Source organism: Paraburkholderia phymatum (assembly GCF_040965635.1).
Lineage (GTDB): Bacteria > Pseudomonadota > Gammaproteobacteria > Burkholderiales > Burkholderiaceae > Paraburkholderia > Paraburkholderia phymatum_B.
The window spans coordinates 591651-604269 of sequence record NZ_JBFRCH010000001.1; the positions used below are offsets into that span (position 1 = coordinate 591651).

General features: G+C 63.8%; 10 protein-coding genes. 8 read left to right on the forward strand and 2 right to left on the reverse strand.

Annotated features, from left to right (window positions below; all coding sequences use genetic code 11):
• Nucleotides 1-147: 147 nt before the first annotated feature.
• Nucleotides 148-777 (forward strand): cysteine hydrolase family protein, encoded by a 630-nt coding sequence (locus AB4Y32_RS02695; RefSeq protein ID WP_368719845.1) that lies wholly within the window; start codon nucleotides 148-150, stop codon nucleotides 775-777.
• Nucleotides 778-886: 109 nt separating this feature from the next.
• Here the strand turns inward: AB4Y32_RS02695 and AB4Y32_RS02700 are convergent, their stop codons facing one another.
• Nucleotides 887-1522, reverse strand: coding sequence for a TetR family transcriptional regulator (locus tag AB4Y32_RS02700; protein WP_368719846.1), 636 nt, complete (start codon nucleotides 1520-1522; stop codon nucleotides 887-889).
• A 426-nt stretch (nucleotides 1523-1948) separates the two neighbouring features.
• On the opposite strand from AB4Y32_RS02700, the gene AB4Y32_RS02705 reads away from it, so the two are divergent.
• The 5 genes from AB4Y32_RS02705 (at nucleotide 1949) to AB4Y32_RS02725 (ending at nucleotide 9066) form a co-directional block, all read left to right on the forward strand.
• Nucleotides 1949-3199: an efflux RND transporter periplasmic adaptor subunit gene (locus AB4Y32_RS02705; RefSeq protein WP_368719847.1), complete on the forward strand. Its 1251-nt coding sequence runs from the start codon at nucleotides 1949-1951 to the stop codon at nucleotides 3197-3199.
• Between the two features lie 18 nt (nucleotides 3200-3217).
• On the forward strand, nucleotides 3218-6412 hold the full coding sequence (locus AB4Y32_RS02710; RefSeq protein ID WP_368719848.1) for an efflux RND transporter permease subunit: 3195 nt from the start codon (nucleotides 3218-3220) through the stop codon (nucleotides 6410-6412).
• A 10-nt stretch (nucleotides 6413-6422) separates the two neighbouring features.
• Nucleotides 6423-7940, forward strand: a complete 1518-nt coding sequence (locus AB4Y32_RS02715) for an efflux transporter outer membrane subunit (RefSeq protein ID WP_368719849.1) — start codon at nucleotides 6423-6425, stop codon at nucleotides 7938-7940.
• A 236-nt stretch (nucleotides 7941-8176) separates the two neighbouring features.
• On the forward strand, nucleotides 8177-8515 hold the full coding sequence (locus AB4Y32_RS02720; protein ID WP_368719850.1) for a hypothetical protein: 339 nt from the start codon (nucleotides 8177-8179) through the stop codon (nucleotides 8513-8515).
• Between the two features lie 26 nt (nucleotides 8516-8541).
• Entirely contained in the window at nucleotides 8542-9066 is a 525-nt protein-coding gene (locus AB4Y32_RS02725; RefSeq protein ID WP_368719851.1) for a helix-turn-helix transcriptional regulator, read from the forward strand.
• A 111-nt stretch (nucleotides 9067-9177) separates the two neighbouring features.
• Here AB4Y32_RS02725 and AB4Y32_RS02730 read toward each other — a convergent pair whose 3' ends face one another.
• Nucleotides 9178-10593, reverse strand: a complete 1416-nt coding sequence (locus AB4Y32_RS02730) for a nucleobase:cation symporter-2 family protein (RefSeq protein ID WP_368719852.1) — start codon at nucleotides 10591-10593, stop codon at nucleotides 9178-9180.
• Between the two features lie 72 nt (nucleotides 10594-10665).
• On the opposite strand from AB4Y32_RS02730, the gene AB4Y32_RS02735 reads away from it, so the two are divergent.
• Together AB4Y32_RS02735 and AB4Y32_RS02740 are read left to right on the forward strand one after the other, a co-directional pair.
• Nucleotides 10666-10827 carry a hypothetical protein gene (locus AB4Y32_RS02735; RefSeq protein WP_368719853.1) on the forward strand — a complete coding sequence of 54 codons (162 nt, stop codon included), beginning with the start codon at nucleotides 10666-10668 and terminating at the stop codon, nucleotides 10825-10827.
• Nucleotides 10828-11040: 213 nt separating this feature from the next.
• Nucleotides 11041-12465 (forward strand): xylulokinase, encoded by a 1425-nt coding sequence (locus AB4Y32_RS02740; protein ID WP_368719854.1) that lies wholly within the window; start codon nucleotides 11041-11043, stop codon nucleotides 12463-12465.
• Nucleotides 12466-12619: the final 154 nt, after the last annotated feature.

The window sequence follows — 12619 nt, forward strand, 5'->3', positions numbered from 1 at the left end:
GCGGCCTCCGGAGCGGAAATTCGGATTGGCCCAATCCTAGCGAAAATTGTCATTCGGGTCACTGTCGCTCGGCGCCCGGAAAGCGAAGAATGCGGGCATCGCGGCTGCAATCGCCAGCCGCCTAACGCCAGCTCAAGGAGACCTGCCATGTCGACGCCCCGTCGCGCCCTGATCGTCATCGACGTCCAGAACGAATACGTCACAGGCGACCTGCCGATCGAATACCCCGACGTGCAGACGTCGCTAGCGAACATCGGCCGGGCAATCGACGCGGCGCGCGCCGCGCGCATTCCCGTTGTCGTCGTGCAGAACCTGACGCCGCCCGGCGCGCCGATCTTCGCGCGCGGAAGCGACGGCGCGGAACTGCATCCCGTGGTGGCGTCGCGGGAGCGCGATCACTTCATCGAGAAAGCGCTGCCGAGCGCGTTCACGAACACGGACCTCGCCGACTGGCTCGCCGCGCGCGACATCGACACGCTGACGGTGGTCGGCTACATGACGCACAACTGCGACGCATCGACGATCAATCACGCGTTGCACATGGGGTTGGCCGTCGAGTTCCTGCACGACGCGACGGGCTCGGTGCCGTACGAGAACAGCGCGGGCTTTGCGAGCGCCGAGGAGATTCATCGCGTGTTCAGCGTCGTGTTGCAGTCGCGCTTCGCGGCGGTGGCGAGCACGCAGCAGTGGATCGTGGCGGTGGAGTCGGGCGGCCAGCTCGAGCGCGGTTCGATCTATGCGTCGAATCAGAAGGCGCGCGCGAGGGCGGCCGTCTGAACGAAATCGAAGTGAACATGAGCCGGCGGCGCGCTCCGGCATTTTCGCAGCCGATCAGGAGCGGTTTTATCCGCCGCCGCCGCGAATGGCCTGTTTGCGGCGCCCGTCCTCAGGCGCCCAGCCGCAGCGCCGGACTGCGCAGCCCATCGATCATGCTTTCGACCATCTGCCGCGCGTAATGGCCGAAGTCCAGCGCTTCGGGCACGAACAGCATGTCGCGCAGCGAGCCGCTTATGAACGCATGCACCATCGACGCGGCGACGGGCACGTTCAGGTCCGCCGGCAGTTGCCCTTTGGAGATCGCGTTGCGCATGGCCACCTGCATGCTGGCGAGACCTTCGCGCATGTTGTTCTGATAGCGCGCCATCACGGGGCCCATTTCCTCGACGAACTCGCACTTGTGAAACAGGATTTCGAACACGCGGCGGCGGTGTGGGTCGTTGGCCGTGTCGCGCAGACACACGGTGCAGATATCGATCAGGCGGCCGAGCGGATCGGCTTCGTTCGGGTCCACCGATGCCGCCTTGAGTTCGTCGAGCGGCAGCAGCACGCGGTCGAACATTACCGTGAAGAGTTCGCCCTTGTTGGCGAAATGCCAGTAGATCGCCCCACGCGTGACGCCCGCCGTCTGCGCGATGTCGGCCAGTGAAGTGCGCGACACGCCTTTCTCAAAAAAGACCTTTTCTGCGGCGTCGAGGATGCGGGTGCGCGTCTCCTGCGCTTCTTCCTTGGTTCTACGGACCATTCGTGTGACCTGCGGGTGATTACGGGGTTTCCCTGGCGTTTTTAAACGTGCGTGATAAAGATCATTTCTCATGCAGGTTATTGCCCGGTCGATCTTTCGGGAGAACGCTTTCTTTCGGGCTGAACGCTCTTTTACGTGCATTCATGAATGTATATATAATAGCACCCCATCGATCGGATAGCTCATGTCGGAGTGAACGGTTAATATCCGTCACTGTTGCCTTTTACAGGTGCCTTGCGCTGTCTCAATTATTGGGCGGCGCGGTGCTGCATTTCCCGGTTTCGCGCATTTCGCAATGGGTGCATCCGCAGGAAACGCATTCGTGAGCGTCCGGTCATGGCGTCGTCGAGACGCCGATGTGCGCAGCCTTCTCCGCAGAGAGATGCACGCACTTTTTCCTTCTCAGTCTTTGACAGAGGTCGCTCCATGCGCGTCGAACGGGTTCCATTCCGCTTACTCACTGCCGCGACGGCTGCCGTAGTGCTGGCAGCATGCGGACAAAAACAATCAGCACCTCCGCCACAAACTCCTGAAGTCGGCGTCGTCACGGTTCAGCCGCAGTCCGTGCCCGTCGTCACCGAGCTGCCGGGCCGCACTAGCGCATTCCTCGTCGCGCAGGTGCGCGCGCGGGTCGACGGCATCGTGCTGCGCCGCGAATTCACGGAAGGCACGCAGGTCAAGGCCGGCCAGCGTCTGTACAAGATCGATCCGGCGCCGTTCATCGCGTCGCTGAACAACGCGAAGGCGTCGCTCGCGAAGGCGCAAGCGAATCTCGCGTCGACGACCGCGCAGGCGAACCGCTACAAGGTGCTCGTCGCGGCGAACGCCGTGTCGAAGCAGGACTACGACAACGCCGTCGCCGCCGAAGGCCAGGCCGCCGCCGATGTCGCGGCAGGCAAGGCCGCCGTCGACACCGCGCAGATCAACCTTGGCTATACGGATGTCGTTTCGCCCGTGGCGGGCCAGGTCGGCATCTCGCAGGTGACGCCGGGCGCGTACGTGCAGGCAAGCCAGGCGACGCTGATGTCGACGGTTCAGCAACTGGACCCCGTCTACGTCGACGTGACGCAGTCGAGCCTCGCAGGACTGAAACTGCGCCGCGAAATCCAGCAGGGCCGTCTGAAGACGAGCGGTCCGAACGCCGCCAAGGTCGAACTGATTCTCGAAGACGGCCGTGTGTATTCGGAGAAGGGCAAGCTGCAGTTCACCGACGTGACCGTCGATCAGTCCACGGGCTCGGTGACGATCCGCGCGATCTTCCCGAACAAGGATCACGTGCTGCTGCCGGGCATGTTCGTGCGCGCGCGAATCGAAGAGGGCATGAACGACAACGCGCTGCTCGTCCCGCAAGTGGGCGTCACGCACGACCAGAAGGGCCAGCCGACGGCGCTCGTGCTCGATAAGGACGACAAGGTCGAGTCGCGAGTGCTGCAGACGTCGGCGACTTATGGCCAGTACTGGGTGGTCGATGGCGGCCTGAATGCGGGTGACCGCGTGATCGTGCAAGGCACCGACAAGGTCCGTCCGGGCGCACAGGCGAAGGGCGTGCCGGCGCAACTGCCGCCGGCATCCGCTGCGTCGGACGCGGCAGCCGCGGGCGCGCAGAGCTCGCCGGCTGCGGGCGGCGCGCAGCCAGCCAGCGGCGCGGCCGCGGCCTCCGCCGCATCGGGCGCGTAATCAAAGGGAGCCTGCTTCATGGCAAAGTTTTTTATCGATCGCCCGATCTTTGCATGGGTGATCGCCATCATTCTGATGCTGGCGGGTCTGGCGTCGATCTTCACGCTGCCGGTCGCGCAATACCCGACGATTGCGCCGCCTGCCGTGCAGGTCAGCGCGACCTATCCGGGCGCATCGGCAAAAACGGTTGAAAACACCGTCACGCAGGTGATCGAGCAGCAGATGAGCGGCCTCGACCACTTGCTGTATCTGTCGTCGACTTCGGACGATTCGGGCACGGCGACCATCACGCTGACGTTCGCGCCCGGCACGAACCCGGACATCGCGCAGGTGCAGGTGCAGAACAAGCTGCAGCTCGCGACGCCGCTCCTGCCGCAAGTGGTGCAGCAGCTCGGCACGAAGGTGACGAAGTCGAGCAGCAGCTTCCTGCTGGTGCTGGCGTTCGTGTCGACGGACGGCAGCATGAGCAAGTACGACCTCGCGAACTATGTCGCGTCGAACGTGCAGGACCCGGTGAGCCGTATCGACGGCGTGGGTACCGTCACGCTGTTCGGCTCGCAGTACGCGATGCGGATCTGGCTCGACGCGCACAAGCTGACCAACTTTGGGCTCACGCCTGTGGATGTCGAAACCGCGTTGCAGGCGCAGAACGTCCAGGTGGCGGGTGGCTCGCTCGGCGGCACGCCGTCGATTCCGGGCCAGCTGTTGCAGGCGACCATCACGGAAGCGACGTTGCTGAACACGCCCGAGCAGTTCGGCAACGTGCTGCTGAAGGTGAACCAGGACGGCTCGCAGGTCCGCATCAAGGACGTTGCGCGCATCGAACTGGGTGGCGAGAACTACAACTTCGACACCAAGTACAACGGTCAGCCGACGGCGGGCTTCGGTATCCAGCTGGCGACGGGCGCGAACGCGCTGGCGACGGCGAAGGCCGTGCGCGACAAGATCGACCAGCTGTCGAAGTACTTCCCGCACGGTCTCGTCGTGAAGTACCCGTACGACACGACGCCGTTCGTGCGCCTGTCGATCGAGGAAGTGGTCAAGACGCTGCTCGAAGGCATCGTGCTGGTGTTCCTCGTGATGTACCTGTTTCTGCAGAACCTGCGCGCAACGCTGATCCCGACGATCGCGGTGCCCGTGGTGCTGCTCGGTACGTTCGCGATCATGAGCGCGGTGGGCTTCTCGATCAATGTGCTGTCGATGTTCGGTCTCGTGCTCGCAATCGGCCTGCTGGTGGACGATGCGATCGTGGTCGTGGAAAACGTCGAGCGGGTGATGTCCGAAGAAGGTCTGTCACCGCGCGATGCAACCCGCAAGGCGATGGGCCAGATCACGGGCGCGCTGGTCGGCGTGGCGCTCGTGCTCTCCGCCGTGTTCGTGCCCGTGGCGTTCTCGGGCGGCTCGGTGGGTGCGATCTATCGGCAGTTCTCGCTGACGATCGTGGCGGCGATGGTGTTGTCCGTGCTGGTCGCGCTCATTCTGACGCCGGCGCTGTGCGCGACGATTCTCAAGCCGATTCCGCAGGGCCATCACGAAGAGAAGAAGGGCTTCTTCGGCTGGTTCAACCGCACCTTCGACAAGAGCCGCGACAAGTACCACACGGGCGTGCACCACGTGATCAAGCGCTCGGGCCGCTGGCTCATCATCTATCTGGTGGTGATCGTCGCCGTGGGTCTGCTGTTCGTGCGTCTGCCGAAGTCGTTCCTGCCGGACGAAGACCAGGGCACGATGTTCGTGCTGGTGCAGACGCCGTCGGGCTCGACGCAGGAAACCACGGCGCGCGCGCTGAAGGACATCTCCGACTATCTGCTGAACGACGAGAAGTCGATCGTCGAATCGACGTTCACGGTGAACGGCTTCAGCTTCGCGGGCCGTGGCCAGAACTCCGGTCTCGTGTTCGTGCGGATGAAGGATTATTCGGAGCGTCAGCATGCGGATCAGAAGGTCCAGGCGCTGGTCGGCCGGATGTTCATGCACTTCTCGACGTACAAGAACGCGACCGTGTACCCGGTGAATCCGCCGTCGATTCCCGAACTCGGCACGGCGTCGGGCTTCGACTTCGAGTTGCAGGACCGCGCGGGTCTCGGTCACCAAAAGCTGATGGAGGCGCGCAACCAGCTGCTCGGCATGGCGTCGAAGGACCCGACGCTCGCACAGGTGCGTCCGAACGGCCTGAACGATACGCCGCAGTTCAAGGTATCGATCGACCAGGAGAAGGCGGCGGCGCTGGGCGTGAACCTCGCGACGATCGACCAGACGTTCTCGATCGCGTGGGCATCGCAGTTCGTCAACAACTTCCTCGATACGGACAGCCGGATCAAGAAGGTGTATCTGCAAGCCGACGCGCCGTTCCGCATGACGCCCGAGAACCTGAGCGACTGGTACGTGCGCAACACGGCGGGCGGGATGGTGCCGTTCACCGCGTTTGCAAGCGGCCAGTGGAGCTACGGCTCGCCGAAGCTCGAGCGCTACAACGGCATTTCTGCGATGGAAATCCAGGGTCAGGCGGCGCCGGGCAAATCGACGGGACAGGCGATGACGGCGATGGAAGCGCTGGCGGCGAAGCTGCCGACGGGTATCGGCTACGAATGGACGGGTCTGTCGTTCCAGGAACGCCAGTCCGGCTCACAGGCGCCGATCCTGTACGGCATCTCGATCCTCGTCGTGTTCCTGTGTCTCGCGGCGCTGTATGAAAGCTGGTCGATTCCGTTCTCGGTGATCATGGTCGTGCCGCTCGGCGTGCTGGGCGCGCTGCTGGCCGCGACGCTGCGCGGACTGGAGAACGACGTGTTCTTCCAGGTCGGTCTGCTGACGACAGTGGGCCTGTCCGCGAAGAACGCGATTCTGATCGTGGAGTTCGCACGCGAGCTGCAGCAGGGCGAAGGCATGGGCCCGATCGAAGCGGCGCTCGAAGCGGCGCGTCTGCGGCTGCGTCCGATCCTGATGACGTCGCTCGCGTTCATACTCGGCGTGCTGCCGCTCGCGATCAGTAACGGCGCGGGCTCGGCGAGCCAGCATGCAATCGGTACAGGCGTGATCGGCGGCATGCTGACGGCGACCTTCCTCGCGATTTTCATGATCCCGATGTTCTTCGTCGTGATTCGCGCGAAGTTCACCGGCGAGAAGGAAGACCCCGACGAGGCGCTGAAACACTACAACGAGCACCATCCGCATGACCCGCAGGGTGGCAGCGGCCCGGGCAACGCCAGCTGAGGACAGTGAGATGCATAAATATTCTTTGATGGCAGTGGCCGTCGCGCTCTTCGCCGCGGGCTGCACGATGGAGCCGAAGTACGAGCGGCCGGCGGCGCCCGTCTCCGGTGCGTTCCCAAGCGACGGCGTCTATGCGACGCAGCCTGCGCCCGGCGCGGGCGCGCGCTCGGCGAACGGCCAGGCGGCCGTCGAAATCGGCTGGCGCGATTTCTTCGTCGATCAGCGGCTGCAACGGCTGATCGATATCGCGCTGAAGAACAACCGCGATCTGCGCGTGTCGGTGCTGAACATCGAGGCTTCGCGCGCGCAGTATCAGATCGCGCGCGCGGCGCTGATGCCGACGCTCGACGCCGTCGCGTCGCAGACGAAGCAGCGCACGCCGAAAGACCTGTCGTTCTTCGGCCGGACGATTTCCAACGAGTACTCGGTCGGACTGAACGCATCGTGGGAAATCGATTTCTTCGGTCGCATCCGCAGCCTGAAGGACCAGGCGCTCGCGCAATATCTGGCGACGGCGCAGGCGCGCAAGGCCGCGGAGATCGCACTGGTCGCTTCCGTCGCGGATCAGTATGTGACAGTGCTCGCCTTTGACGATTCGTTGAAGGTCACGCAGGACACGCTCAAGACCGCGCAAGAGTCCTACCGCATCACGAAGCTGCAGTACGACACCGGTACGGGTTCTGAACTCGATCTGCGTCAGGCTGAGACCGTGGTCGAGCAGGCGACTGCGAATCTGCAGGCGCAGGCGCGTCTGCGGGCACAGGCTGAGAATGCACTCGTGCTGCTCATCGGCGAACCGTTACCGACTGATATGCCGAGCGGACTTGCGCTCAACGACCAGGACCTGCTGACCGACATTCCCGCCGGTCTGCCGTCGGATCTGCTCACGCGTCGTCCCGACATCATGGAGGCCGAGCAGAACCTGCTGGCGGCCAACGCGAACATCGGCGCGGCGCGCGCAGCGTTCTTCCCGAGAGTTTCGCTGACCGGCAACTTCGGCACGCTGAGCCCCACGCTCGGCGGGCTGTTCAAGCCGGGTTCGGCGGCGTGGAGCTTCGCGCCGCAGATCACGCTGCCGATCTTCGAAGGCGGCAAGAACCGCGCAAACCTCGATCTCGCGAACGTCGAGAAGAACATCCAGATCGCGCAGTACGAGAAGACGATCCAGACGGCGTTCCGCGAAGTGGCCGACGGGCTCGCTGCGCGCGGCACGTACGATCAGCAGATCAAGGCGCTCGAACGCGACACGTTCGCGGAACAGCGTCGACTCGATCTGTCGGACCTGCGTTACCGGAACGGCGTCGACAGCTATCTCGCCGTGCTGACCGCGCAGACCGCCCTGTACGACGCGCAGCAGTTGCTGATCACGGCGCGCATGCAGCGTCTGACGAACCTCGTCGATCTGTACAAGGCGCTCGGCGGAGGATGGATCGAGCACGCTGGCGAGCAGCCGCGTCCCGCCGACGCACCCGTCGACTACGGCGCGGCCAGTGCGCCCGTCGCGGCATCGGCTGCGACATCGGGCTGAGTCTCTGGCTGCATCGACAGCAGCCTTTCCCTGCTTCACGCAAAACGCCACGGCATGCCGTGGCGTTTTTTTATTGTCGTCCTACAAACCTCGTCCGGATGGCCAATTCAGGTCTCCAGATCGTTCATGCGCATCGTGAGCCGCTAGTATCGGTATCTGATGGACCGAAACTGACGGTCCATTTTGAAGTTGTCAATTGACAACCATACGGCGGACACAATAAACTGGAGTTGTTCATGAATCGTCGAACTCATTCGAAGAAGGAAGTCGAGTCGGCACTCGGACATGCGGAAGAAAACGGCTGGCGTGTCGTGCCTGGCACGGGTTGCGGGCATGCGTGGGGGCGAATGTATTGTACTTACAACGACAGCGATTGCAGATGTGGCGAGTTTTGCATCATCAGCATCTGGTGCACGCCGCGCAATGCAGTCAGTCACGCCAGAACGTTGCGCCGCATCGTGGAGAATTGCGCGCCGCATCGGCACAAGGTCGTTTCTCTGCGCGTGATTGCCGAAGCGAAAAGGCGCGCGCAGGCGCAACAGCAGCACGGGCAGCAACAAGAGCAACAGGAGTAGTAACCAGGGAAGGACAAGGAGCAAACATGGAATACACCTTCACACTGAAGTACCGTCTGAGCGCTGACGACTGCGATCATGACGACATCGTCGAGCGTCTCGCGGCGCAAGGCTGCGACGATGCAACCGTGGGTGTCGGTCAGCCGGGGCGCCTTGCGGTCGCGTTCGCACGCGAGGCAAAAAGCGCGACGCATGCGCTCGTCAGCGCGCTGAAGGACGTGCGCCGCGCGGTGCCGACGGCACAACTGGTCGAGGCCGCGCCGGATTTCGTCGGGCTGACGGACGTTGCGGAAGTGGCGGGCGTGTCCCGCCAGAACATGCGCAAGCTGATGCAGTCGCATGCCACGGAATTTCCCGCGCCCGTTCATGAGGGCAGCACGTCGCTGTGGCATCTGTCGGACGTGCTCGAATGGATGCACGATCGCGGCGGCTATGACATCGCGCCCGACGTATTCGAAGTGGCGAGATCGGCGAAGCAGATCAATCTGATGAAGGAGGCTCGCGATCTTGAGCCGAAGGTGTCGCGACACTTCAACAACCTGGTCGCTTGAGGCGGGACGAAGGCGTCTGTTCTGCCGTTTGCGTGCGCACGATCGTAGTCATGCGCACGCGTGGGGCGGTGGTTGCTGCCTGGCGCCTGGTGCAGCGTTTTGGCGCGAGGCTTAGTGCACGTCGGCGGCGCGTAGCATTTCGTCGCCGGCGATGGTGTCGTCGTTGCTGCCGCGTCCGTCGAACTCATGCCCGGCGCGGTGAATATCGCGCTTCGCTGCGCGTTCGCCCTTCACGCCGTTGAAGATCAGGTTCAGTACGACAGCCGAAACGGATGCCAGCAGAATCCCGCTGTGCAGCAGCGGCGAGAGTGCGGGCGGGAGCTGCGAGAAGAAGTTCGGCGAGACCACGGGCACGAGACCAAGACCGATGCTCACGGCGACGATAAAGAGGTTGTGATGGTTCTTCACGAAGTCGACTTTCGACAGCACCTTGATGCCGTTGGCGGCCACCATGCCGAACATCACGATGCCCGCGCCACCCAGCACGAAGGCCGGCACCGATGCGACCACCTGCGCCATCTTCGGGAACAGGCCGAGCAGCACGAGGATCACGCCTCCCATCGCGCAGACGAAGCGGCTCTTGATGCCCGTCACGCCGATCAGGCCGACATTCTGCGAGAAGGATGTATGGGGGAAGGAGTTGAAGATGCCGCCGATCAGCGTGCCGAGACCGTCCACACGCAGACCCCGCACGAGCGTCTTCTGGTCGACGGGTCGGTCCACCATGTCGCCGACGGCGAGGAACATCCCCGTCGATTCGATGAACGTGACGAACATCACCGTGACCATCGTCGCGATCGAGAGCGGATCGAAGTGCGGCAGGCCGAAATGGAACGGCATCACGAAGCCGACCCACGGCGCGTTCGTCACGCCATCCATGTTCACGCGACCCAGCAGCGCGGCAATGACGAAGCCCACCACGATGCCGAGCAACACCGAAATATTCGCGATGAAGCCCTTGCCGAACTTGTTGATCAGAAGGATCAGCGTGAGCACGATGAGCGACAGTCCGAGGTAGACCGGGTTGCCGTAATCCGGATTGCCCACTCCGCCCGCGGCCCAGTTGATGCCCACTTCCATCAGCGAAAGACCGATCACGGAGATCACCACGCCAACCACGACGGGAGGGAAAAAGCGCAACAGCTTGCCGATCATCGGCGCGACGACGATGCCGATCACGCCTGCCGCGATCGTCGAGCCGAAGATGTCGAGAATGCCCAGGTTCGGGTTCGTGCCGATCGCGACCATCGGGCCGACTGCGGCGAACGTGCAGCCCATGATGACGGGCAGGCGGATGCCGAAGATCCACAGGCCGAGCGTCTGGATCAGCGTGGCGATGCCGCAGGAAAAGAGGTCGGCGCTGATGAGAAAGGCGATTTGCTCTTTCGGCAGCTTGAGCGCACTGCCGATGATCAGCGGCACGGCAACGGCGCCTGCGTACATCACAAGCACGTGCTGGATGCCGAGCGTCAGCAACTGACCGAAGGGCAGTCGCTCGTCGCACGGATGAACCGTGTTCGAGTGCATCTTGTCTCTCTCCACATCTGGTTTTGGGATGACTCCAAGGTATGCGGGACGAAAAAACGCGACAAGACCACGTTGTTCTATTTCAACCTTTGCCGCGACGATATGCGTGAAACCGATTTGGAACCCACGTCCCATGCGGAATCGGAAGAATCTGGCCGCAACCCTTGTGGCGTGGCGGCTCGCGGGATTTTCGTCAAAGGGGCGCTCAATGGTGACGTATCGGCGGCCATATGATGTGTATTGCGGTTCGCACATAATGCGTTTTCGGGCCGCGTTCTGCCGGGAGCGGGTTAACCCGCGCGGGCGGCCGTCGCGCATGGAAATGGCCGTTCGCAAGCTGTCCCGTTTCGACGCAAGATGTCCCATCTCGACGGAGTGCGGCGTGCCCCGGAAGCGCACGATCATCTTCAACATCCCCTTTCAAACCGCATCTAACCCATCGCATTCATGTCCTTTCTTGGCATCGATCTAGGTACAGGTTCACTGAAACTCGCGATCATCGACGACGAGGGCCGCGAGCAATGCGCGGCGAGCGTCGCGTATTCGATCGATACGCCGCAGCCGGGCTGGGCGGAAATCGATCCGGAGGTCTGGTGGCGCGCGCTCGGCGAAGCGGCTTCGCGCTTGCCGCAGGCTCAGCGCAGCGCCGTTCGGGCGATCGGCTTTTCCGGCCAGATGCACGGCGTCGTGCTGAGCGACGCGCAAGGCAACGCCGTGCGGCCCGCGATGCTCTGGCCCGATACGCGCGCGCTGCCATTGCTCGACGCATGGCCCGCGCCGCAGCCGAACCCCATCGCGCCGGGCATGGCAGGCCCGCTGCTGCGATGGATCGCGCTGCACGAGCCGCAGTCCATGCAAGCGGCTCGCTGGGCCTTGCAGCCGAAAGACTGGCTGCGCTTCAAGCTCGGCGGCGCGATCGCGACCGATCCTTCCGATGCCTGCGCGACAGCGCTCGCCAATCCAGCCGGCATATGGGACCGCGCCTTGCTGGAACGTCTCGGGTTGCCGCTCGACTGGTTCGCGCCGCTCACTGCGTCGTATGCGGCGAGTGGCTCGCTGTCCGACGACGCGGCGCGCGCGCTCGGCTTGCGCGCTGGCATCATGCTTGCCACAGGTGCAGGCGACACGCCTTGCGCCGCGCTCGGCAGTGGCCTCGCGAACGACGGCGACGCGCTGCTCACCACAGGCACGGGTGGACAGATCGTCGTGCTCGCGACGCGAGAGCCGAACGAGGCGCAGGGCCTGCATCGCTATCGGGACGCCTCCGATCACTGGTATCGGATGGCTGCGATGCAGAACGTCGGCGTCGCGCTCGAAGCGGTACGGGGTTGGCTGTCTTACGAATGGTCCGATGCCTATCGCGATGCGTTCGAATCCGGTCCGGCGTCGGGCCTGACGTTCTTGCCTTATCTGACGGGCGAGCGCACGCCTTGGCTCAATCCCTCGGCGCGTGGCGGCTGGCTCGGGCTCACGTTGGGCACATCGCGTGGCGCGATGATGCGGGCTGCGTTCGAAGGCGTCGCGTTTTCGTTGCGCGCGGGGCTCGACGCGATCAGGCAAAGCGGCGCGCAAGTGACGGCGCTGCGTCTCGCGGGTGGCGGTTCCGTCGATGTGCGCTGGCGCCAGTTGCTCGCCGACGCGCTCGAAGTGGAACTGCATGCCGTCGATTGCCCCAACGCGGCGGCGCGCGGCGCGGCGATGCTCGGCGCAATCGCGTGCGGCCATTGGCATGCAAGCGACCTGGCTGCGCTCGCGCCCGCAGCGACGCGCGTCGCTGGACCGCAAAACGATACGGCGCTCGCGTCGCGATACGCACGCTTTATCGATCTGTACGGCCGCGTCGAAGGCTGGTTTGCACCGCCATCCGCCTGAAGCGCGCCACGCGTCGCATGACGACAATCGCGCGACGCGGCGTGCCATGGGCGCGTCGCGATTGTCGGCGATGATGTCCGAAGCGCGGCGCGCGAACATGCGGGACAACCCGGGCCGCAATCGTTCACGGCAGTAGAGAACAGATTCAGATTCA

Excerpts from the sequence above, each read along its gene's own strand:
- AB4Y32_RS02725 (WP_368719851.1), top strand. The coding sequence starts at position 8,542 with ATGGAATACACCTTCACACTGAAGTACCGTCTGAGCGCTGACGACTGC.
- AB4Y32_RS02695 (WP_368719845.1), top strand. The coding sequence starts at position 148 with ATGTCGACGCCCCGTCGCGCCCTGATCGTCATCGACGTCCAGAACGAA.
- AB4Y32_RS02730 (WP_368719852.1), bottom strand. The coding sequence starts at position 10,593 with ATGCACTCGAACACGGTTCATCCGTGCGACGAGCGACTGCCCTTCGGT.
- AB4Y32_RS02705 (WP_368719847.1), top strand. The coding sequence starts at position 1,949 with ATGCGCGTCGAACGGGTTCCATTCCGCTTACTCACTGCCGCGACGGCT.
- AB4Y32_RS02710 (WP_368719848.1), top strand. The coding sequence starts at position 3,218 with ATGGCAAAGTTTTTTATCGATCGCCCGATCTTTGCATGGGTGATCGCC.
- AB4Y32_RS02720 (WP_368719850.1), top strand. The coding sequence starts at position 8,177 with ATGAATCGTCGAACTCATTCGAAGAAGGAAGTCGAGTCGGCACTCGGA.
- AB4Y32_RS02740 (WP_368719854.1), top strand. The coding sequence starts at position 11,041 with ATGTCCTTTCTTGGCATCGATCTAGGTACAGGTTCACTGAAACTCGCG.
- AB4Y32_RS02715 (WP_368719849.1), top strand. The coding sequence starts at position 6,423 with ATGCATAAATATTCTTTGATGGCAGTGGCCGTCGCGCTCTTCGCCGCG.
- AB4Y32_RS02700 (WP_368719846.1), bottom strand. The coding sequence starts at position 1,522 with ATGGTCCGTAGAACCAAGGAAGAAGCGCAGGAGACGCGCACCCGCATC.